The organism is Micromonospora sp. AMSO31t (assembly GCF_008868175.1).
Lineage (GTDB): Bacteria > Actinomycetota > Actinomycetes > Mycobacteriales > Micromonosporaceae > Micromonospora.
This window is the reverse complement of record NZ_WBKT01000010.1, coordinates 51,222-72,766: the sequence shown is the minus strand read 5'-3', so window position 1 is coordinate 72,766 and position 21,545 is coordinate 51,222. Positions and strand designations below refer to the sequence as shown.

At 73.5% G+C, this 21,545-nt stretch carries 20 protein-coding genes; 15 read left to right on the top strand and 5 right to left on the bottom strand.

What is annotated here, in order from left to right; all coding sequences use genetic code 11:
- Positions 1–110 precede the first annotated feature (110 nt).
- Positions 111–1,679: a leucyl aminopeptidase gene (locus F8274_RS04370; protein WP_151460972.1), complete on the top strand. Its 1,569-nt coding sequence runs from the start codon at positions 111–113 to the stop codon at positions 1,677–1,679.
- A 62-nt stretch (positions 1,680–1,741) separates the two neighbouring features.
- Here F8274_RS04370 and F8274_RS04365 read toward each other — a convergent pair whose 3' ends face one another.
- Positions 1,742–2,071: a hypothetical protein gene (locus tag F8274_RS04365; RefSeq protein WP_151460971.1), complete on the bottom strand. Its 330-nt coding sequence runs from the start codon at positions 2,069–2,071 to the stop codon at positions 1,742–1,744.
- A gap of 178 nt (positions 2,072–2,249) precedes the next feature.
- Between F8274_RS04365 and lpdA the strand changes: the two genes are divergently transcribed.
- Together lpdA and sucB are read left to right on the top strand one after the other, a co-directional pair.
- Complete coding sequence (lpdA, locus tag F8274_RS04360) at positions 2,250–3,641, top strand: dihydrolipoyl dehydrogenase (protein ID WP_151460970.1); 1,392 nt, start codon at positions 2,250–2,252, stop codon at positions 3,639–3,641.
- 66 nt (positions 3,642–3,707) lie between these two features.
- On the top strand, positions 3,708–5,531 hold the full coding sequence (sucB, locus tag F8274_RS04355) for a 2-oxoglutarate dehydrogenase, E2 component, dihydrolipoamide succinyltransferase (RefSeq protein ID WP_151460969.1): 1,824 nt from the start codon (positions 3,708–3,710) through the stop codon (positions 5,529–5,531).
- A 58-nt stretch (positions 5,532–5,589) separates the two neighbouring features.
- On the opposite strand, the gene F8274_RS04350 is transcribed toward sucB, so the two are convergent.
- Positions 5,590–6,537 (bottom strand): SDR family NAD(P)-dependent oxidoreductase, encoded by a 948-nt coding sequence (locus tag F8274_RS04350; RefSeq protein ID WP_151460968.1) that lies wholly within the window; start codon positions 6,535–6,537, stop codon positions 5,590–5,592.
- A 139-nt stretch (positions 6,538–6,676) separates the two neighbouring features.
- On the opposite strand from F8274_RS04350, the gene F8274_RS04345 reads away from it, so the two are divergent.
- The 4 genes from F8274_RS04345 (at position 6,677) to F8274_RS04330 (ending at position 10,561) form a co-directional block, all read left to right on the top strand.
- The gene (locus F8274_RS04345; RefSeq protein WP_151460967.1) at positions 6,677–8,008 is read left to right on the top strand and encodes a low temperature requirement protein A; all 1,332 of its coding nucleotides are present in this window, start codon (positions 6,677–6,679) and stop codon (positions 8,006–8,008) included.
- 93 nt (positions 8,009–8,101) lie between these two features.
- On the top strand, positions 8,102–8,617 hold the full coding sequence (locus F8274_RS04340) for a hemerythrin domain-containing protein (protein WP_225853601.1): 516 nt from the start codon (positions 8,102–8,104) through the stop codon (positions 8,615–8,617).
- Complete coding sequence (locus F8274_RS04335) at positions 8,614–9,504, top strand: oxidoreductase (RefSeq protein WP_151460966.1); 891 nt, start codon at positions 8,614–8,616, stop codon at positions 9,502–9,504. Before F8274_RS04340 ends, F8274_RS04335 begins: the two co-directional genes overlap by 4 nt.
- Before the next feature lie 133 nt (positions 9,505–9,637).
- Positions 9,638–10,561 carry an LLM class flavin-dependent oxidoreductase gene (locus F8274_RS04330; protein WP_151460965.1) on the top strand — a complete coding sequence of 308 codons (924 nt, stop codon included), beginning with the start codon at positions 9,638–9,640 and terminating at the stop codon, positions 10,559–10,561.
- A gap of 37 nt (positions 10,562–10,598) precedes the next feature.
- Here the strand turns inward: F8274_RS04330 and F8274_RS04325 are convergent, their stop codons facing one another.
- Positions 10,599–11,123: a PadR family transcriptional regulator gene (locus F8274_RS04325; RefSeq protein WP_151460964.1), complete on the bottom strand. Its 525-nt coding sequence runs from the start codon at positions 11,121–11,123 to the stop codon at positions 10,599–10,601.
- Between the two features lie 72 nt (positions 11,124–11,195).
- Between F8274_RS04325 and F8274_RS04320 the strand changes: the two genes are divergently transcribed.
- From F8274_RS04320 to F8274_RS04310, 3 genes are all read left to right on the top strand, one after another.
- Complete coding sequence (locus tag F8274_RS04320; protein ID WP_151460963.1) at positions 11,196–11,978, top strand: alpha/beta fold hydrolase; 783 nt, start codon at positions 11,196–11,198, stop codon at positions 11,976–11,978.
- A 79-nt stretch (positions 11,979–12,057) separates the two neighbouring features.
- The gene (locus tag F8274_RS04315) at positions 12,058–12,564 is read left to right on the top strand and encodes a DinB family protein (protein ID WP_151460962.1); all 507 of its coding nucleotides are present in this window, start codon (positions 12,058–12,060) and stop codon (positions 12,562–12,564) included.
- Between the two features lie 126 nt (positions 12,565–12,690).
- On the top strand, positions 12,691–13,590 hold the full coding sequence (locus F8274_RS04310) for a TIGR01777 family oxidoreductase (RefSeq protein WP_151460961.1): 900 nt from the start codon (positions 12,691–12,693) through the stop codon (positions 13,588–13,590).
- Positions 13,591–13,615: 25 nt separating this feature from the next.
- Here F8274_RS04310 and F8274_RS04305 read toward each other — a convergent pair whose 3' ends face one another.
- Positions 13,616–14,827, bottom strand: coding sequence for a PHB depolymerase family esterase (locus F8274_RS04305; RefSeq protein ID WP_151460960.1), 1,212 nt, complete (start codon positions 14,825–14,827; stop codon positions 13,616–13,618).
- 189 nt (positions 14,828–15,016) lie between these two features.
- On the opposite strand from F8274_RS04305, the gene F8274_RS04300 reads away from it, so the two are divergent.
- From F8274_RS04300 to nadE, 4 genes are all read left to right on the top strand, one after another.
- Complete coding sequence (locus tag F8274_RS04300; RefSeq protein WP_151460959.1) at positions 15,017–16,834, top strand: DUF2079 domain-containing protein; 1,818 nt, start codon at positions 15,017–15,019, stop codon at positions 16,832–16,834.
- Positions 16,835–16,912: 78 nt separating this feature from the next.
- Positions 16,913–17,554: a lipoyl(octanoyl) transferase LipB gene (gene lipB / locus F8274_RS04295; RefSeq protein WP_151460958.1), complete on the top strand. Its 642-nt coding sequence runs from the start codon at positions 16,913–16,915 to the stop codon at positions 17,552–17,554.
- A gap of 5 nt (positions 17,555–17,559) precedes the next feature.
- The gene (locus tag F8274_RS04290; protein ID WP_091319942.1) at positions 17,560–17,952 is read left to right on the top strand and encodes a VOC family protein; all 393 of its coding nucleotides are present in this window, start codon (positions 17,560–17,562) and stop codon (positions 17,950–17,952) included.
- A gap of 17 nt (positions 17,953–17,969) precedes the next feature.
- On the top strand, positions 17,970–18,794 hold the full coding sequence (gene nadE / locus F8274_RS04285) for an ammonia-dependent NAD(+) synthetase (RefSeq protein ID WP_305070067.1): 825 nt from the start codon (positions 17,970–17,972) through the stop codon (positions 18,792–18,794).
- Between the two features lie 49 nt (positions 18,795–18,843).
- On the opposite strand, the gene aspS is transcribed toward nadE, so the two are convergent.
- On the bottom strand, positions 18,844–20,130 hold the full coding sequence (aspS, locus tag F8274_RS04280; protein ID WP_151460957.1) for an aspartate--tRNA(Asn) ligase: 1,287 nt from the start codon (positions 20,128–20,130) through the stop codon (positions 18,844–18,846).
- A 356-nt stretch (positions 20,131–20,486) separates the two neighbouring features.
- Here aspS and lipA point away from each other — a divergent pair, with 356 nt between their 5' ends.
- Positions 20,487–21,533: a lipoyl synthase gene (gene lipA, locus F8274_RS04275; protein ID WP_192579700.1), complete on the top strand. Its 1,047-nt coding sequence runs from the start codon at positions 20,487–20,489 to the stop codon at positions 21,531–21,533.
- Positions 21,534–21,545 lie beyond the last annotated feature (12 nt).

The following is a 21,545-nucleotide window of genomic DNA, read 5'->3' as shown; positions in this document are numbered from 1 at the left end:
CTGACCCATCGGCGGGACAGCCACGCGTCCGGCGGGTAGGTTCGCCGCCGGAGACCTTCATCGCCGGTACGCGACGCAGCGGCCGGCCCGGCCCGCCCGGAGTAGCTTTCGTGACATCGCCCCGCACCACCCTCAGCCTGGTCGACACCGACCCCGCCGAACTCGCCGTCGACGCGATCGTGATCGGCGTGCACAGCCAGACCACCGAGCAGGAGGCCGGCTCACCCGCCGGCGCCCTGCTGCTGGCCAGCGGCGCGGAGAGCATCGCCGCCGCGTTCGACGGCAAGCTGACCGAGACGCTGGCCCTGCTCGGCGCGACCGGCGGCCCCGGCGAGGTGATCAAGCTGGCCACGCTGGGCACGGTCACCGCCCCGGTGGTCACCGCCGTCGGCCTCGGTCCCGAGCCGTCCGGCGCCGCCCCCGCCCCGGAGACCCTGCGCCGGGCCGCCGGCGCGGCCGTCCGGGCCCTGGCCGGCGCGTCCCGCGTCGCGCTCGCCCTGCCGCTGCCCGACGACGCCGACGCCCCGGCCGCGCTGCGCGCGGTCACCGAGGGCGCGCTGCTCGGCGGCTACCGGTTCGCCGGCTACAAGACCAAGCCGCAGCCGGCCCGGCGGGAGCCGGTGGCCGAGGTGCTGGTCGCCGTGCCGGACGCCGCCGACGCGACCGCCCAGGCCGAGGTCACCCGCGCCCAGGCGGTGGCCGGCGCGGTGCGGACCAGCCGGGACTGGGTCAACACCGCACCGAACGAGCTGCGCCCGCCGTCGTTCGCCGAGGCCGTGTCCGCCGCCGCCCGCGAGGCCGGGCTGGGCGTCGAGGTGCTCGACGAGGCGGCGCTGGCCGCCGGTGGCTACGGCGGCATCCTCGCCGTCGGTCAGGGCTCGGAGGCCCCGCCGCGGCTGGTCAAGCTGACCTACACCCCGGAGGGCGGCGGCAACGGCAAGCGGGTCGCGCTGGTCGGCAAGGGCATCACCTTCGACACCGGCGGCATCTCGATCAAGCCGGCCCAGGGTATGTGGGAGATGAAGTCCGACATGGCGGGCGCGGCGGCGGTCGGCGCGGCCATGCTGGCCGTCGCGGCGCTCAAGCCGTCGGTCGCGGTCACCGGCTACCTGCCGATGGCGGAGAACATGCCGTCGGGCACCAGCTACCGGCCGGGCGACGTGATCACCATGTACAGCGGCAAGCGGGTCGAGGTGCTCAACACCGACGCCGAGGGCCGGATGATCCTGGCCGACGCCATCGCCCGGGCCTGCGAGGACGGCGCCGACTACCTGTTCGAGACCTCGACGCTGACCGGGGGCCAGGTGATCGCGCTGGGCAAGCGGATCGCCGGCGTGATGGGCACCCCGGAGCTGTGCGAGCGGGTCCGGGCCGCGGGTGACGCGACCGGCGAGCCGGCCTGGCCGATGCCGCTGCCGGACGACGTGCGCAAGGGCATGGACTCCGAGGTCGCCGACATCTCGCAGGTCAACGCCGGCATGGACCGGGCGGGCCACATGCTCCAGGGTGGCGTCTTCCTGCGCGAGTTCGTCACCGACGACGTGGCCTGGGCGCACATCGACATCGCCGGCCCGGGCTACCACTCGGGCGAGGCCACCGGCTACTGGACCAAGGGCGGCACCGGCGTCCCGGTGCGCACCCTGCTGCACCTGGTCGACGACGTCGCCGCCAACGGCTGACGCGCCGCACCGCCACAACGGGGCGCTCCCCTCGCCGGGGGCGCCCCGTTCGCGTGTCGGGGTCAGAACAGCTCGGGGCGGCGCTTGCGGCGCTCGTTGTAGTCGCGCATCCGCTGCGGGTAGCCCATGAGCCGGACGTCGTAGATCGGGATGGCCAGCCGGTGGGCGAACCGGCGGGCCTCCTCGGGCCCGCCGACCCGCCTCCGCGTCCACTCTCCGTCGCCGGCGATCAGCATGATCGTGGTCTCGGTGACCGTGGTCCGGGGTTCCAGGAACGCCTCGACGCCCTGCCGGGTGCGGACGAAACTCTCAAGATGGTCCAGATCGGCGCGGTCGGCGGCCCGGTCGCGACTCACCGCGCCCGCCTGCTTGCGTCGTCGGAACAGCCCCACCGAACCCACTCCTCCCCCGTCCGTCATCGAAGACGGTGCCAAGCGTACGTGTCACCGACGTGTCGTTGGGCACCTCACTACGCGCCCTGTGCCCGGTGGTGACAAGATGACCGAGGTGGGGTGTGCCTGTTACTCCCCCGTAACCCCCGAATGCAGCGACGCGACCTGGGAGTTGGACGTGAGCGAGCCGAACGACGCAACCTTCGACATCGTCATCCTCGGAGGTGGTAGCGGCGGCTACGCGGCGGCGCTGCGTGCCGCCCAGCTGGACCTCTCCGTCGCCCTGATCGAGAAGGGCAAGCTCGGGGGCACCTGCCTGCACAACGGCTGCATCCCCACCAAGGCGCTGCTGCACGCCGCCGAGATCGCCGACCAGACCCGCGAGTCGGAGCAGTTCGGCGTCAAGGCCGAGCTGGTCGGCATCGACATGGCGGCGGTCAACTCGTACAAGGACGGCGTGATCTCCCGCCTCTACAAGGGCCTCCAGGGCCTGGTGGGCAGCTCCAAGAAGATCACCTTCGTGGCGGGCGCCGGCAAGCTGGTCGGGAAGAACGTCGTCGAGGTCGACGGCAAGCGCTACACCGGCCGCAACCTCATCCTGGCCTCCGGCTCGTACGCGAAGAGCCTGCCCGGCCTGGAGGTCGACGGCGAGCGGATCATCACGAGCGACCACGCCCTGACCCTGGACCGCGTCCCCTCCTCGGCGATCGTGCTGGGCGGCGGCGTGATCGGCGTCGAGTTCGCCAGCGTCTGGAAGTCCTTCGGCGTGGACGTGACCATCGTCGAGGCGCTGCCCCGGCTGGTGGCGGCCGAGGACGAGGAGTCCTCGAAGGCGCTGGAGCGGGCGTTCCGCAAGCGGAAGATCAACTTCAAGGTCGGCAAGCCGTTCGAGAAGGTCGAGAAGACCGAGAACGGCGTCAAGCTGACCATCCAGGGCGGCGACACCGTCGAGGCGGAGCTGCTGCTCGTCGCCGTCGGCCGCGGCCCGAACACCGCCAACCTCGGCTACGAGGAGCAGGGCGTCAAGATGGACCGCGGCTACGTGCTGACCGACGAGCGGCTGCGCACCAGCGTGCCGAACGTCTACGCGGTCGGCGACATCGTGCCCGGCCTCCAGCTCGCGCACCGTGGCTTCCAGCAGGGCATCTTCGTCGCCGAGGAGATCGCCGGCAAGAACCCGGCCGTGATCGACGAGGCCGGCATCCCGCGGGTCACCTACTGCGACCCGGAGCTGGCGTCGGTCGGCCTGACCGAGGCGAAGGCCAAGGAGCAGTACGGCGCCGACAAGGTCAAGACCTACAACTACAACCTGGGCGGCAACGGCAAGAGCCAGATCCTCAAGACCGCCGGTCACGTGAAGCTGGTCCGGGTGGACGACGGCCCGGTGGTCGGCGTGCACATGGTCGGCGCCCGGGTCGGTGAGCTGATCGGCGAGGCGCAGCTCATCTACAACTGGGAGGCCTACCCGGCCGAGGTGGCGCAGCTCGTGCACGCCCACCCGACCCAGACCGAGGCCCTGGGCGAGGCGCACCTGGCCCTGGCCGGCAAGCCGCTGCACGCGCACGCCTGACACGACAACCGCGGCGTCCGGCGACGGGCGATGATCCCACCAGGGGAATGAAGGAGTCTGGAGAACATGCCGGTATCGGTCACCATGCCCCGGCTCGGCGAGAGCGTCACCGAGGGCACCGTCACGCGCTGGCTCAAGCAGGAGGGCGACACCGTCGAGGTCGACGAGCCGCTGCTTGAGGTGTCCACCGACAAGGTCGACACCGAGATCCCGTCGCCCGCGGCGGGCGTGCTGAGCCGGATCGTGGTCGGCGAGGACGAGACCGCCGAGGTCGGCAGCGAGCTGGCGGTCATCGCCGGTGAGGGCGAGCAGGCCGGCGGGGCCGCCCCGCAGCAGGAGGCCCCGGCGGAGCAGGCCGAGGAGGCCGCCGCCGAGCCGCAGGCCGAGGCGGAGCAGCCGGCCGTCGAGGAGCCGGCCCCGGCCGCCGCGCCGTCGGGCGAGGGCACCCCGGTGAAGATGCCGGCCCTGGGCGAGAGCGTCACCGAGGGTACGGTCACCCGCTGGCTCAAGCAGGTCGGCGAGACCGTCGAGGTGGACGAGCCGCTGCTGGAGGTCTCCACCGACAAGGTCGACACCGAGATCCCGTCGCCGGTCGCCGGCACGCTGCTGGAGATCAAGGTTCCCGAGGACGAGACCGCCGAGGTCGGCGGCGTCCTGGCGATCGTCGGGGCGGCCGGCGCCGCGCCGGCCGCCCCGAAGGCGGAGCCGAAGCCCGAGCCCAAGGCCGAGGCGAAGCCGGAGCCCAAGCCCGAGCCGAAGCCCGAGCCCACGGTCGAGGAGCCGACCCCGGGCATGTCCTACAACGAGCCGGCCCCCGAGACGGAGCAGGCCGCGCAGCCGGCCAAGGTCGAGCAGGCCGCCCAGCCGGCCGCACCGACCGCCACGCCGCAGCGGCCGACCGTGCCGGCCCAGGGCGGTGGCGAGGAGGGCGCCGGCTACGTGACCCCGCTGGTCCGCAAGCTGGCCGCGGAGCACGGGGTGAACCTCTCCTCGGTCAACGGCACCGGCGTCGGCGGGCGCATCCGCAAGCAGGACGTGCTGGAGGCGGCCGAGAAGGCGAAGGCCGCCCAGGCCGCGCCGGCCGCGCAGCCGGCTCCCGCCGCGGCGGCTCCCGCCGCGGCGGCTCCCGCCCCGGCCAAGCCGGCCGCGAAGCCGCAGCCGAGCGCGAAGCGCGGCACCACCGAGAAGCTGCCCCGGATCCGGGCGACCATCGCCAAGCGGATGCAGCAGTCGCTGCACGAGACGGCCCAACTGACCACGGTGATCGAGGTGGACGTCACCCGGGTCGCCAAGCTGCGGACGCGGGCGAAGGACTCGTTCCAGGCCAAGCACGGCGTGAAGCTGTCCTTCCTGCCGTTCTTCGCTCTCGCCGCCATCGAGGCGCTGCAGACCTACCCGATCATCCAGGCCAGCATGGACCTGGACGGCGGCACGATCACCTACCCGGCCGCCGAGCACCTCGGCATCGCCGTGGACACCGAGCGAGGGCTGCTCGTGCCGGTCGTCCACAACGCCGGTGACCTCAACCTGGGCGGCATCGCCAAGCGGGTCGCCGACCTGGCCGAGCGCACCCGGGCCAACAAGATCACCCCGGACGAGATGGCCGGCGCGACCTTCACCCTGACCAACACGGGCAGCCGGGGCGCGCTCTTCGACACCCCGATCGTGCCGTCGCCGCAGTCGGCGATGCTCGGCACGGGCGCCGTGGCGAAGCGTCCGGTCGTGGTCAACGACCCGGAGCTGGGCGAGGTCGTCGCGATCCGGTCGATGGTCTACCTGGCCCTGTCGTACGACCACCGGCTGATCGACGGCGCGGACGCGGCCCGCTTCCTGACCGCGGTCAAGGAGCGGCTGGAGGCCGCCAACTTCGAGGCCGAACTGGGGCTCTGACCCCTGACGGAGGAGGGGCGCGCGGCATCCGCCGCGCGCCCCTCTCGTCGTTTCCGGGTCAGCCCCGCAGGTGCTCCTCGGAGACCTCCCAGAGCCGCTCGGCGGCCTCCGGGTCCCGGGCGTAGGGGGCGTAGCCGGTGCGGGTGCCCGGCTGGTTCGGCCCGGCCTCCTGGCAGTCCTCGAAGTACCGGCCACCGACCCCGGCGACCAGCGGCGAGGCGGCGACCAGCACCGAGGTGGCCGCTCCCTGCTCGGTGTTCTTCCAGCTCGGCGAGTCCCCGCCGCCGCTCTCGGCCCGCAGCCGGGCCAGGTCCTCGTCGCTCACGTAGCGCTGGAGGTTGGTCCGGATCGCGCCCGGCATGAGCGCGTTGGTGTAGATCCCGTCGTCGGCCCAGCGCCGGGTGGCGTCCACCGCGAAGAGCACGTTCGCCGTCTTGGACTGCCCGTACGCCGCCCACGGGTCGTATGGCCGCTCGCGGAAGTGGATGTCGTCGAACACCACCGGCGAGCGCAGGTGCGCCGAGGAACTGAGCGAGACGATCCGGGCGCCGCCCGCGGCCGCCAGGGACCGGTACAGCCCGGTGGCCAGCGCGAAGTGCCCGAGGTGATTGGTGGCGAACTGCATCTCCCAGCCCTGCTCGGTGCGCATCTCGGGCGAGGCCATGATGCCCGCGTTGTTGACCAGCATGTGCAACGGCCCGTCCCAGGTGCGGACGAAGGTGGCCACCGAACCGAGGTCCGCCAGGTCGAGCGAGGCGATCAGGATCCGGTCGTTGCCGGTGGTGCCCGTGATGTCGGCGGCGGCGCGCTGCCCGGCCTCGGTGTTGCGGACCGCGAGGGTGACGTCGGCCCCGGCGGCGGCGAGCGCGCGGGCCGTCTCGACGCCGATGCCGGAGGCGCCGCCGGTGACGACGGCCCGCCGGCCGGTCAGGTCGAGGCCCGCGACCACCTCCAGGGCGGTCGTCTCGCGCGAGAACGGCGTGGTGACGGGTGTGCTGGTGGCCATGATCCATCCTTCTCAGCGGCGGCCCGTGGTCCCCGCGTCTTCCCCGGGTGGCGGCGACGTAACGCGGGCCGGGCTCCCCCACCAGCCGGCCTGAGCAGAATCGGGCCCGCCGCGGACCCGGCGCTGACAGACTCGTCCGGTGAGCGGCTTCGGGTGGCGGGGACGGCTCGGGCCGGCCGTGCCGGTCGCACCCGGGGCCCGGGTGGACCGGTTCGAGGTCTTCTTCGACCTGGTCTTCGTCTTCTCGTTCTTCATCATCACCCGGGCCACCGCGCTCGAGGTCACCGGCGGCGCGCTGCTGCACGCGCTGATGGTGCTGGCCGTGCTCTGGTGGTCCTGGGTGGTGCACAGCATCGTGGCCACCCGGATCCGGCTCGGTGAGGGCTTCGTCCCGGTGCTCATGACGGTGGGCATGGCGGCCCTGTTCACCTTCGCCCTGTCCCTGCCGAACGCGTTCCGGGACCCGCGGGGCAACGCGGCCGGGCCGATCGTCGCGGCGGTCAGCTACACCGTGATCCGCGGCGTGCACCTGCTGCTCTACCTGCACGCCGTGCGGGACAGCCCGAAGGAGCGCCGGCAGCTCCTCCGGTTCACCCCCGAGCTGGTGGGCAGCACCCTGCTGCTGGGGGTCGCCGCGCTGATCCCGCCGAAGATCGACGACCTCTTCTCGTCGGCGGCGGTCCGGGACGGGTTGTGGGCGACCGTCGTGCTGCTCCAGTACTCCACCGGTCTGATCGCGGGCACCTGGGGCTGGGGCGTCGCCTCCGCCGAGCACTGGACCGAGCGGTACGACCTCATCCTGATCATCGCCCTGGGCGAGTCGGTCATCTCGGTCGGCGTCGGCAGCAACCTGCTCGGCCAGCCGCCGACCTGGCCGGCCGTGGCGGCGGCCGTGCTCGGCATCTTCTTCACCGCGGCGCTCTGGTGGGCGCACTACGACCTGATCGGGCCGGCCGCTCGGATCGCCCTGCACGCCGCCGAGGACGGTCCGCGCGTCGCCATGGCCCGGGACGCCTACGGCTACCTGTTCCTGCCGATGATCGCGGGCATCATCCTGTTCGCGCTCGGCGCGGAGATGATCGTGCACCAGATCGCCGACCCGCACGTGCCGCAGCACCTCTCCGCGAAGGGCTCCGGCGTCCCGCTGCTCTTCGGCGGGGTCATCTGCTACATCTGCGGCAACATGCTCTTCCAGCTCCGTACCCTGCGCACCGTGAGCTGGACCCGGGTGGGCGCCGTGCTGCTGCTCGCCGTGAGCATCCCGGTGGCCGCACACCTGCCGGCGCTGGCCGCCCTGGCACTGCTGACCGCGATCACCATCGGCATGGTCGCCGCCGAGGTGGTGGTCTTCGACGAGGGCCGGCGGGCGCTGCGGGGGTTGGTCTTCGAGGAGCGCACCAGCCACGAGGCCCACGAGGCGGCCTACCGGGCGCGCTGGCACGAACCGCACGAGCGCGACGAGGGCGAGTGAGGCCCCCCATGCTCTAGACTGCTGCGCAGCGTCGCAGTGCACCCGGCAGGAAGGCCGCCGTGGGCATGGAGGCGCGGGACAGCAGGGGACCATGTGCACCCATCCCACCCACCGAGCGCGCGGCTGACCGCCCTCGGCACCCAGTTGATCGAGATCCACCACTGGCTCCGCGAGGAGCTGGCCGGGCTCCGCGCGAGCCTCGACTCCCCCGACGGCGACGGCGCCGCCCTGACCCGGGAGCTGCGCGCGCACTGCGTCGGCTTCTGCGCCGCGCTGGACCGGCACCACACCGGCGAGGACGGCGGCGCGTTCCAGGCCCTGGCCGAGCAGGCGCCCGAGCTGCGCCCTGTGCTCGCCGAACTGAGCGCGGACCACCGGGTGGTCGCCGACCTGCTGCGCCGGATCGACGCCCTGCTCGCCGGGGCGACCGACGGCCGGTCCGTCCGGGCCGAGCTGGACGGGCTGGCCGCTCTGCTGGAGTCGCACTTCAGCTACGAGGAGCGGAAACTGGTCGCCGCATTGAACCGGCTGGCCGGCGACCCCGTGGAACTGCTCGGCGTCACGCCACCCGGAAACGGGGACATCCTCGAACGGACGGAGACCGCATGACCATCGACACCGTCGACGCCGCCGCGGCGGGCACCTGGCAGCTCGGCGACCGCACGGTCAACCGGATCGGCTTCGGCGCGATGCGGCTGACCGCGAACGCGGACGGCAGCCCCAGTGACCGGGACCGGGCGGTGACGGTGCTGCGCCGCGCGGTCGAGCTGGGGGTCAACCACATCGACACCGCGGCGTTCTACTTCTCGCCGCTGCGCTCGGCCAACGAGCTGATCAACCGGGCGCTGTCGCCGTACCCGGAGGATCTGGTCATCGTCACCAAGGTGGGGCCGGGCAAGGACCCGTCCGGCCGGTGGTTGCCGATGGCCCGGCCGGACCAGCTCCGCGGCCAGGTCGAGGAGAACCTGCGCCAGCTCGGCCGGGACCACCTCGACGTGGTCAACCTCCGGGTGTACGGCCCGGAGCCGCTGGCCGAGCACTTCGGCGCGCTCGCCGAACTGCGCGACGCCGGCCTGATCCGTCACCTCGGCGTCTCGGCCGTGACGTCGGAGCAGGTCGCCGAGGCGCGTGCCATCGCCCCGGTGGTCTGCGTGCAGAACTCGTGGGGTCTGGGCTACCGCCGGAGCAACGACGCGCTGATCCGGGACTGCGCCGCGCACGGGACCGCGTTCGTGCCGTTCTTCTCCCTCGCCACCAGCGGGCGGGAGGCCGGGGCGAGCGGCGAGGAGCACGACGAGGTGCGCGCGGTGGCCGGGGCGCACGGGGTGACCCCGGCGCAGGTCCGGCTGGCGTGGACGCTGCGGCAGGGGCCGAACGTGCTCGCCATCCCGGGCACCGGCAACCCGGCGCACCTGGAGCAGAACGTCGCGGCGGCCACCCTGCGGCTCACCGACGACGACCTGTCCCGCCTGGCCGCCGTACACGAGTCCGCCTGAAAAGGAGGGGCCCCCGGTCAACGCCTGGCGTTGTACAGGGGGCCCCTCCTGACATCCGGGCCGGGTTCGGCCGTCGGCAGAATCGGCCCCCGCGGGCTGGCTGGGACCGTGGTGCTGCGGGAATGCTGGGCTGATGGCGATCTTCTCCGTGCAGGCCCGGCCCACCGACGCGGCCGGCTGGACCGGCCTGGCCCGGCGGGTCGAGGCCGCCGGCTTCGACGCGCTGCTGGCCTCCGACCACCCGGGTCACGGCGCGTCGCCGTTCGTGGCCCTCGCCGCCGCGGCGGCGGTCACGTCGACGCTCGGCCTCGGCTCGTACGTGTCGAACGCCGGTGTGCGGGAGCCGATCCTGCTCGCCACCGACGTGGCCACCCTCGACGTGGTCTCCGGCGGGCGGGCCCGGCTCGGCCTCGGCGCCGGGCACACCCCGGCCGAATGGCGGGCCGTCGGGCGCGAGCGCCCCGACGTCGCCGCCCGGGTCCGCCGCTGCGTCGCGGTCGCCGAGGCCGTGCGCGACCTGCTGGCCGGGAAAGAGGTCACCGTGGACATCCCGGAACTGGTCGCCCGGGCCGCCCGGCTCACCGAGCTGCGACCGGTGCAGGGCCGGGTTCCCCTCACCATGGGTACGGCCAACTCGACGCTGCTGCGCTGGGCCGGCGCGCACGCCGACGTGGTCGGCCTGACCGGCTTCGGGCGTACCCTCGCCGACGGTCACCAGCACGACGTGCGGTGGCGGGGCGACGAGATCGAGGCGCAGCTCGCGCACGTGGCGGCCGGGGCAGCCGGGCGGGACGCGCCGCCCGCGCTGGAGGCCCTGGTCCAGCAGGTGACCGTGACCGACGACGCGGAGGCCGCCGCCGCCCCGATCGCCGCCGAGACCGGGCTGCGCGTCGCCGACCTGCTGGCCACCCCGTTCGTGCTCATCGGCACGGCCGACGAGATCGTCGCCGCCGTCGCCGAGCACCGGCGCCGCTGGGGGGTCACCCGCTTCGTGGTACGCGCCGACGCCGTCGATCAGCTGTCCCCGTTCCTCCCCCGCCTGGCCGCCGTCGCCTGACCGACTCCGGCCCGCCCCGGTGCGGCGCCCGGGTTGCTCAGCCGTCGAGGTCGGCGAGCGTCTCACGCAGCCAGGTCAGCTCGGTACGTGTCGTTGCCGTCGCGATCGTGAACAGCCCCTGCCGGAACGGGTCGTCGAAGTCGGCGGCGCGCAGCGGCCGGTCGCCGTCCCAGAAGAAGCTGGCCGGCTGGGTGAGGAAGGTCAGGCGCCGCCGCAGGACCGCCGCCTGGGCGGCCGGGTCGTCGAGGTGCCGCAGGAACGCGAGCAGGGTGAACCAGCGGTTCTCGTCGGTGACGAACAGTTCGTCGGGCTCGCGCAGCCGGTCGAGCAGGGCCTGGCGGCCGGCGGCGGTCAGCGACAGCACGTGTCGCGGTGCGGCCACCTGGCCGGGCTGGAGCTCGCGGGTCAGCAGTCCGGCCGCTTCCAGACGCTTGAGCAGCGGGTAGAGCGTGCCGTCGGCGATCGGCCGCACGTGTCCGGTCAGGGCGGCGATGCGCTTGCGCAGGTCATAACCGTGCAGCTGTTCGTCGTAGAGGAATCCGAGGGTCGCGAGTTCCAACATGATCCAGATCATACCCTCTCGTCGAGATATCCTCTTGCCTTGATACCTCGGATACAAGGTATCTTCCGTTCTATGCATAGCGCCCTCGTGACCCCGGATGGTTCCCGCATCCGCTGGGTCGAGCTCCCCGGCACCGAACCCACCCGCGTCTACCTGCACGGACTCGGTGCCAGCTCCGCGCCCTACTACGGGGAGGCCGTCGCACATCCCGCGCTGACCGGGCACCGCTCACTGCTCATGGACCTGCTGGGCTTCGGGATCAGCGACCGGCCGGCGCACGCGGCGTACACCCTGGACATGCACGCGGACCTGCTGGCCCACGCGCTGGACCAGGCGGCGGTGAAGGACGCCGACGTCATCGCGCACAGCGCGGGCGGCGCCGTCGCGGTCCTGCTGGCGGCGCGCCACCCCCGGCTGGTGCGCCGCCTCGTGCTCGTCGATCCCGCCCTCGACGCGGTGCAGACGTTGCCGACCACGAAACGGCCCGGCAGCTCGGGCATCAGCGTCTACCACACCGAGCAGGCGTTCCTGGACCACGGCTGGGACGAGACGCTGGCCTTCGTCGGGCCGGAGTGGGCGGCCACCATGCGCCTGGCCGGACGGGAGGCGCTCTACCGCACGGCGATGAGCCTGCTCCGCGGCACGACCCCGGGCGTGCGCGAGGAGTTGGCGAGGCTCCCCGTGCCGCGCACGGTGCTGTATCCGGCGGCCGACGCCCCGCGGTTCGACGCGGACCGGCTGGCGGCCGCGGGTGTCGGCGCGGTGGCCATCCCGGACTGCGGCCACAACATCATGGTCGACAACCCGGCGCGGTTCGCCCTGGCCGTGGCGGCCGCACTGACCAGCCAGGAATGAGACAACCCTCGTGGAGCCGCGACCGGTTGACCGAGCCGGGGGCGACCACCAGGGGTCGAACGCGCGTACGATGCGAACGATGATCGATGAACGTTTCGCGTTGCCGGCCACCGTGGACGAGCGGACGTTGCTGGAGACCTTCCTGGACTTCCAGCGGGACGCCCTGGTCCGCAAGTGCGCCGGGCTCACCGACGCGCAACTGCGGCTGCGGCCGGTGCCCTCGTCCGGCCTGTCCCTGATCGGCCTGGTCCGGCACCTGGCCACCGTGGAGCGGTGGTATTTCCAGGCGGTGCTCGCCGGCGCCTTCCCGGGCGACCTCTTCGACCTCACCGACGATCCGGACGCCCCGTTCACCGACGTCGCCCGGGCCACTGGCGCGGAGACGTTCGCGCTCTGGCGGGCGGAGGTGGCCACCGCACGGCGGATCACCGCCGAACGCCCGCTGGACGCGGTCGGCCACCATCCCGGCACCGGGAGCGCCCACTCCCTGCGCTGGATCCTCGCGCACATGACCGACGAGTACGCCCGCCACCTCGGGCACGCCGACATCCTGCGCGAGGCGGTCGACGGCCGGACCGGGGAGTGAACCGTGGCTCACTCACGGGAGTCCCGTCGGTGCCGGAGCGAAGGTCAGGGGGCAGGAGTCGGGAACGACGAGTGAGTGATTTCGCTCAACGCATCCGATCCGGCGTCCGTACCCGAAGATATGCGCATGCGGATCCTCATGGCCGGAGTGTCCGGCTTCCTCGGCACCCGACTGGTCGACCGACTCACCGCGGACGGGCACCAGGTCACCCGCCTGGTCCGCCGCGCACCTCGCACCCCCGACGAGCGGCGCTGGAACCCGTCCGCCGCGCAGCTCGACCCGCAGGTGATGGCCGACGCCGACGCGGTGGTGAACCTGGCCGGCGCCGGAGTGGGCGACAAGCGCTGGAACGACGCGTACCAGGGGTTGATCCGGTCGAGCCGGGTGGACAGCACCACCACGCTGGCGATCACCATCGCCGGGCTGCCCGCCGCCGACCGGCCCGCGGTGCTGCTCAACGCCTCGGCGGTCGGCTGGTACGGCAACACCGGTGACCGGACGGTCGAGGAGGACTCGCCGGCCGGTGAGGGCTTCCTGGCGGACGTCTGCCGGGTGTGGGAGGCCGCCACCCGCCCGGCCGAGGACGCCGGGACCCGGGTGGTGCGGCTGCGTACCGGGCTGCCGCTGCACCGCGACGGCGGCATGCTCAAGCCGCAGCTCCTGCCGTTCCGGCTCGGGGTCGGCGGCAAGCTGGGCAACGGCCGGCAGTGGGTGCCGTGGATCGCCCTGCGGGACTGGCTGGACGGCGTGGCCTTCCTGCTGGCGCGCGACGACCTCGCCGGTCCGGTCAACGTGGTCGGTCCGGCCCCGGTCACCAACGCCGAGTTCACCCGGGAACTCGCCCGCCAACTGCACCGGCCGGCGGTCATGCCGGTCCCCGCGCTGGCCCTGAAGGTCGCCCTCGGCGGCTTCGCCCACGAGGCGCTCACCAGCACGCGGGTCCTGCCCGGCGTGCTCGGCAGGGCCGGCTTCACCTGGACCCACCCGGACCTGCCGGGCGCGCTGCACGCCGCCCTCACCGACTGAGCCGGCGAGGGCGGCGGCGGCGCGGTCAGCAGCCGATGACCCAGTAGGCGGGGCCGGTCTGCTTGAGGGTGCTGGTGTAGAAGGTGTTGTAGAGGCCCATCCGCTGGTTGCTGCCCAGCGCGTAGGCGTAGCCGCCGGACTGGTAGGCGCGGCCGGCCGTCACGTGCGCGTAGTTGCTCGCGGTGACGCAGACCGGCGCGGTGGTCGGGGTCGGGGTCGGCGACGTGGTGGCCGTCGGCGTCGGGCTGGGCGTGCCGCCCCCGCCGTTCAGGCCGAAGAAGAGCGCGTCGCGGTAGGTCGAGCAGATGGTGTCGAGGAAGTACGCCCCGGCGGTGCCGCACTGGTCGGTCGCCGAGCCCGGGTCGACCGGGGTGCCGTGGCCCATGCCGGAGACCCGGTAGAGCCGCACCTGGTCGCTGCCGTAGACCTCCAGGCTCGTGCCGGCCGGCAGGGCGGCGGTGCTGGTGGGGGTCTGCGAGACGCCGAGCACGTTGGTCCACTGGTCCCGCGACTCGGCGGCGTTCAGCGGCGCGACCGTGGTGTCCGAGGTGCCGTGCCAGATGGCCACCCGGGGGCGCTTGCCGGTGTAGCCGGCGTAGGCGTTGCGGACCAGGTCGCCCCACTGCGCCGGGGTCTTGTCGACGCCCGGGTTCATGCAGGAGAAGGCATTGACCATGCTGGTGGCGCAGCGGTAGGGGATGCCGGCGATGACCGAGCCGGCGGCGAACACGTCCGGGTAGGTGGCGAGCATGACGGCGCTCATCGCCCCACCGCCGGACAGCCCGCTGACGTAGACCCGGCTCGCGTCGGTGCCGTAGTTGGCCCTGGCGTGGTCCACCATCTGCTTCACGGACAGCGCCTCGCCCTGGCCCCGGGCGGTGTCCCCGGTCTCGAACCAGTTGAAGCAGGAGTTGGCGTTGTTGGCCGAGGGCTGCTGCGGCACGATGACCGTGAACTTCCACTGGTCGGCGTACTTCTGCCAGCCGGAGTTGGTGAAGTAGGTCGAGGCGTTCTGGGTGCAGCCGTGCAGCAGCACCACGGCCGGGGCGTTGGCCGGCAGGCCGTCCGGGCGGTAGGCGTACATGGCCAGGTTGCCGGGGTTCGAGCCGAAGCCGGTGACCTGGGAGAGCGTGGCGGCCTGCGCGGGCAGGGCGGCGACGAGGACGGCGGCCGCGGCCAGCACGACCCCGGCCGCCACCCCGGCCAGGCGGGTGAGAAGGGATGAGGAGCGGCGCACGGCGACCTCCTGACGACGAATTGTGAACTGGGTCACTGTCGAGTTGCCGCGACGTTACGTCCGTGTTTCACGCTCCCGGAATGGCCGCCGGTCACACATTCACGAACGCCGAAGTGTGCGGCCGAGGCCGCGCCCACCGGGTTTCGTGTCTGCCCGGCGGGTCCAGGTCCGGTTGGTAACGTCCGCTGCGTGCCGTCCTCCCCGTCCCTGGCCACCGGCCCGTCGACCGCGCCCGCCACCCGGAACCGGCGGGCCGACCTGGTGCTGGTGCTCGCCGCGGTAGCCCTCGCGCTCTGGGTGACCAGCGGGATGTGGCGGGACCCGAACGCCCTCACGATCACCGTGAACTCCAGCGACCAGGCCCTCTTCGAGTGGCTGCTGGCCTTCGGCGGGCACGCCGTGACCCACGGGGAGAACCCGCTCTTCACCCACCTGATCAACGTCCCGGACGGGGTGAACCTCGCGGTCAACACCTCGATCACCGCGTACGCGGTGGTCTTCGCGCCGCTGACGTACCTCATCGGGCCGCCCGCGACGTTCCTGGTGATCCTCACGCTCAACCTCGCGGCCACCGCGGTGGCCTGGTACTGGCTGCTCAGCCGGCACCTGGTCGCCAGCCGGCTGGCCGCCGGGGTGGGCGCGCTCTTCATCGCCTACTGCCCGGCCATGGTGTCGCACGCCAACGCGCACCTGAACTGGACCGCCGGCTGGCTCGTGCCGCTGCTCGTCTGGGGCGTGCTCCGGCTGCGCCGCCCCGGGCGCGCGGTCGCCGGCGGCGTCGTGCTCGGCGTACTGGTGGCCGTCGCGTTCTCGATCGCCGCCGAGGGGCTCTTCTTCACGGCGCTGGCGCTCGCCCTGTTTCTCCTGGTGTGGGCGCTGCACCCGGCCCGGCGGGCCGAGGCGCGGGCGGCCCTGCCGAGCTTCCTGCGCGGCCTCGGCGTGACCGCGCTCGTCTCCGGGGTGCTGCTCGCGTACCCGCTGTGGCTGCACTTCGCCGGGCCGCAGCGGTTCCACGGCACCGGCTTCGACCCGATGATCCACTCCGAGGACATCGCGGCGTTCGGGTCGTACCCCCGCCGGTCCCTGGCCGGCTGGGCCGGGCTGGGCACCTCGCTGGCGCCCAACCCGACCGAGGAGAACTCCTTCTTCGGCATCCCGCTGCTGCTGCTCGCCGTGGCCTGCTTCGTCCTGCTCCGGCGGCGCGCCGACCGGGCGTTCCGGGCCACGCTCACCGCGCTCGGCGTGACCGCGCTGGTCTTCGCCGTGCTCTCCTGGGGGCCCACGGCCAAGTGGAACGGCCGGCAGACCGACCAACTGCTGCCGTTCGGGGTGCTGGACAACCTGCCGGTGGTCAACGCGGCGCTGCCCTCACGGCTCGCCCTCGTGGTGGCCCCGGTGATCGGGCTGCTGCTGGCGTACGCGGTCGACTCGCTGCGCGCCCGGCCGCCCCGGCACCGCTCCACCGAGCTGGCCTGGGCGCTCGGCTTCGCCGCCGCGCTGCTGCCGCTCCTGCCCACCCCGCTGCTGACGAGCGTCCGGGAGCCGGTGCCGGCGTTCATCACCACCGGCGCCTGGCAGCGCTACGTCTCCCCGGGCGGGGTGCTCACCCCGCTGCCGCTGACCGTGGACATCTATCCCGACGGCCAGCGCTGGCAGGCGTACGCCCTGGCGCACCGGCAGGGCGAGTTCCGCATCCCGGCCGGCTTCTTCCTGGGCCCGGGCGGGCCGGACGGCCGGGGCCGGATCGGGCCCGTCCCGCGCACCTTCAGCGCCCTCATGGACCAGGCGGGGCGGACCGGGCTGGTCCCGATCATCACCGACGGCAGCATCCGGGAGTCCCGGGCCGACCTGCACTACTGGGGAGTCGAGACGGTGGTGCTGGCCGACCGGGTGCACGGGGCGAAGTTCGACGTCGACGAGGAGGCGGTGCGGCGCACCGCCACGGCCCTGCTCGGCGCGCCCGAGCGGGTCGAGGACGTCTGGGTCTGGCGGGTGCCGCCGGCCTGACCGGCTGCCGGTCAGGACGTTGTTCCTGCGACGAGGCTCACGCGGGCCGGTCGGTGCCGGCGGGACTAGGCTGGGCGGGTGACCGTGACGACTTCCGGGCTGACCGCCGTCCGCGCCGGCCTGATCGACTACCAGGCCGCCTGGGACGAGCAGCGCCGGGTGCACGAGGCCGTGGTGGCCGGCGAGCAGGGCGACACCGTGCTGCTGCTGGAGCACCCCAGCGTCTACACCGCCGGCAAGCGGACCGAGCCGTGGGACCGGCCGATGGACGGCACCCCGGTGGTCGACGTGGACCGCGGCGGCAAGATCACCTGGCACGGCCCGGGGCAGCTGGTCGGCTACCCGATCGTCCGGCTGCCCGACCCGGTCGACGTGGTGGCGTACGTCCGGCGCACCGAGCAGCTGCTGATCGACGTCTGCGCCGAGTTCGGGCTGGTCGCCGGCCAGGTCGAGGGGCGCAGCGGCGTCTGGGTGCCGGAGGACGACCGGGGGCCGGCCCGCAAGGTCGCCGCCATCGGCATCCGGGTGGCCCGGGGCGTGACCCTGCACGGCTTCGCGATCAACTGCGACTGCGACCTCGGCCACTACGACCGGATCGTGCCGTGCGGCATCCGGGACGCCGGGGTCACCTCGCTCACCGCCGAACTGGGCCGCCCGATCACGGTCGCCGACGTGCTGCCGGTGGTCGAGCGGCACCTGCCCACCCTGATCCAGGTCTGACCCCGGTGCGGATCGACCTCGTCACCCTCGTCGTCGCCGACTACGACCCGGCGATCGCCTTCTTCACCGAGGTGCTCGGCTTCGAGCTGGTGGAGGACAAGCCCTCGCTGACCAACGACGGCCGGCCGAAGCGCTGGGTGGTCGTCCGCCCGCCGGGTGGCGGGACCGGGCTGCTGCTGGCCCGCGCCGACGGGGAGCGGCAGGCGGCCGCCGTGGGCGACCAGACCCACGGCCGCGTCGGCTTCTTCCTCCAGGTCGACGACTTCGACGCCACCTACCGGCGGATGGTCGAGGCGAAGGTCGAGTTCGTGAAGCCCCCGCGCACCGAGCCGTACGGGCGGGTCGCCGTGTTCCGCGACCTCGCCGGCAACCCCTGGGACCTGCTCGGTCCCGCCTGACGAGGAGAGGACCCCCGATGACCGACGTGATGTCGACCCAGCAACGGATCGCCGAGGAGCTCCGGGTGCCGGCGACCTTCGACGCCGCCGAGGAGATCGAGCGCCGGGTCGTCTTCCTCGCCGACCGCCTCGTCGACACCGGCCTCACCACGCTGGTCCTGGGCATCAGCGGCGGCGTCGACTCGACCACCGCCGGCCGGCTCTGCCAGCTCGCCGCGGAGCGCGCCCGCTCCGCCGGCCACCCGGCCGTCTTCGTCGCCATGCGCCTGCCCTACGGCGTGCAGGCCGACGAGCACCACGCCCAGGCCGCGCTGGAGTTCATCCGCCCCGACCGGGTGCTCACGGTCGACGTCAAGCCGGCCGCCGACGCCGCCCTGGCCGCGCTTGTCGCCGGCGGGCTGACCTTCCGCGATGCCGCCCAGCAGGACTTCGTGCTCGGCAACATCAAGGCCCGGCAGCGCATGATCGCCCAGTACGCGGTGGCCGGCGCGGCGGGCGGGCTGGTGGTCGGCACCGACCACGCCGCCGAGGCGGTCACCGGCTTCTTCACCAAGCACGGCGACGGGGCGGCCGACGTGATCCCGCTGACCGGGCTCACCAAGCGGCGCGTGCGGGCACTGGCCGCGGCGCTCGGCGCCCCCACCGAGCTGGTCGGCAAGGCGCCCACAGCCGACCTGGAGACCCTCGCCCCGGGCAAGCTCGACGAGGACGCGCTCGGCCTGGCCTACGAGCACATCGACGACTACCTGGAGGGCCGGCCGGTGCCCGCCGAGGTGGAGGCGGCGCTGGTGGCCCGCTACCAGGCCACCGACCACAAGCGCCAGCTCCCGGTCGCACCCTGACGCGACGCCCGCCGGACAGGGGCCCCGGTCGACCGGGGCCCCTTCCTCCTCAGGGGGTGAGCCGGTGCAGGTCCCGGGGGAAGGCGGTCACCTCCCGGACGTTGGCCGCGCCGGTGAGCCGGGCGACGAAGCGTTCCAGCCCGATGGCGAAGCCCCCGTGCGGCGGCATGCCGTGGCGGAACGCGTCCACGTACCCGGCGTACGGCTCGACCGGCTCGCCGCGCGCCGCCAGGGCGGCCAGGTAGTCCTCGTGCCGGTGCAGCCGCTGCCCGCCGGTGACCAGCTCCAACCCCCGGAACAGCAGGTCGAAGCCGTTGGAGTGGGCCGGCCGCGCCGGGTCCGGGTGGGTGTAGAACGGCCGCTTCGCCATCGGATAGCCGGTGACGAAGAGGAAGTCCGAGCCGTGCTCGCGCAGTGCCCACTCCCCCAGCGCCCGCTCGTGCGCCGGGGCGAGGTCCGGCTCGTCGACCGGCGCCCCGGCGATCTTCAGCGCCTCGGTGAAGTGCACGGCGGGGATCTCGGCGGGCACCTCCGGCAGGGTGAGCCCGAGGGTGGCGACGGCCCCGCCGGCCCGGGCCGCGACCTCGGCCAGCATCCCGGCCAGGGTCTCCCGCAGCACGGCCATCACGTCCCGGTGGTCGGCCACGAAGCCCAGCTCGACGTCGAGCGACGTGTACTGGGCCAGGTGCCGGACGGTGTCGTGCGGCTCGGCGCGGAACACCGGCCCGACCTCGTAGACCCGCTCGAAGACGCCGACCATGAGCTGCTTGTAGAACTGCGGCGACTGGGCCAGGTACGCGGGCCGGCCGAACCAGTCCAGCGCGAACACGTTCGCCCCGCTCTCGGTGGACGAGGCGACCACCTTCGGGGTGTGGATCTCCACGAACTGGCGGGCGTCCAGGGCGGCCCGGAAGCCGGCCACCGCCGCCGCCGAGATCCGCAGCGCGGCGGAGCGGGTCGGGTGGCGCAGCGCGGTGGGCGCGTGGTCGAGCTGGGTGGGCAGGGTGGCGGTGAGCGCCGGCCGGTACAGGTCGAACGGCGGCGGGACGGCGGGCGGGCCGAGCGGGCGTACCGTCGGCTCGGCCAGCTCGACCCCGGCGGGCGCCGTGGCGTTCGCGACCACCGTGCCGGTGACCTCGACGACGGTCTCCTCGGGCAGCGACTCGACGGCCGCGCGCGCGGCGGGGTCGGTGACCACCACCTGGGCCAGGCCGGCGGCGTCCCGGACGATCAGGAAGGCCACCGACTTGAGCAGCCGGCGGCGGTGCACCCAGCCGGCGATCCGAACGGACTCGCCGACATGGTGGGTGAGCTGGGAGGACAGGATGCGTTGCACGGCGGTTACCTCCTCGATCAATCGCAACGCGATCCCCGGGAGGTGTGGGCGAGCGGGAAACCTCGCGGTGCCACCACACCTTCGCCCCCGCCGGAGCGGGGGCCTCGTTCGTCGCCTTTTCACCGGGGCCAGCCGGGCGGGGTCTACTGGGCGCGGACGCCGTTCTTCCCGCAGCTCGGGAGGGTCTTCGTGGGCCGGCGCCAGACCGCCTTCCAGCACATCGGCGGCTCTCTGCGCTGGCGGATCGGCCCGCTACTCGGCTCCGTCGCAGCTCTGCCGGGCACGGTAGCACCCGCCGCCGGCACGTGTGACGGGGATTTCTGGTGGCTCGTGTCCGGTGTCACATCATTCGGGGCGTGACGCCGGTCGCCCGACGTTCATCGACGGCCGCCGACCGGCGTACGCTCGGTTTCGTGACGATCGAGCCCTCCGCGCCGACGACCGAGCAGGCCGCGCCAACCGCGACTGTCGCACCCGAGGGGCGGCGCATGCTGCGGATCGAGGCGCGCAACGCCGAGACGCCGATCGAGCGCAAGCCGCCGTGGATCAAGGTCAAGGCCAAGATGGGCCCGGAGTACACCCAGCTGCGCGGGCTCGTCTCGCGCGAGGGGCTGCACACCGTCTGCCAGGAGGCCGGCTGCCCCAACATCTACGAGTGCTGGGAGGACCGGGAGGCCACCTTCCTCATCGGTGGCGACCAGTGCACCCGGCGCTGCGACTTCTGCCAGATCGACACCGGCAAGCCGGCCGAGTTCGACGCCGACGAGCCCCGCCGGGTCGCCGAGTCCGTCGCCGCCATGGGCCTGCGCTACGCCACCATCACGGGCGTGGCCCGCGACGACCTGCCCGACGGCGGCGCCTGGCTCTACGCCGAGACGGTCCGGCAGATCCACGCCCTCCAGTCCGGCTGCGGCGTCGAGCTGCTGATCCCCGACTTCAACGCGGTGCCCGAGCAGCTCGCCGAGGTGTTCGGCTCCCGCCCGGAGGTGCTGGCCCACAACGTGGAGACCGTGCCGCGGATCTTCAAGCGGATCCGCCCGGCGTTCCGCTACGAGCGCTCCCTCGACGTGATCCGCCAGGCGCGCGCCGACGGCCTGGTCACCAAGAGCAACCTGATCCTCGGCATGGGCGAGGAGCGGGCCGAGGTCTCCCAGGCGCTGCGCGACCTGCACGAGGCCGGCTGCGAGCTGATCACCATCACGCAGTACCTGCGCCCCTCCCCCCGGCACCACCCGGTCACCCGCTGGGTCAAGCCGGAGGAGTTCGTCGAGCTGCGCGAGGAGGCCGAGGAGATCGGCTTCGCCGGCGTGATGAGCGGCCCGCTGGTGCGCTCGTCGTATCGGGCCGGGCGGCTCTACCAGCAGGCGCTCGCCGCCCGCGACGAGGTCGTCGCCGCCGGCTGAGGCCGGCCGTCC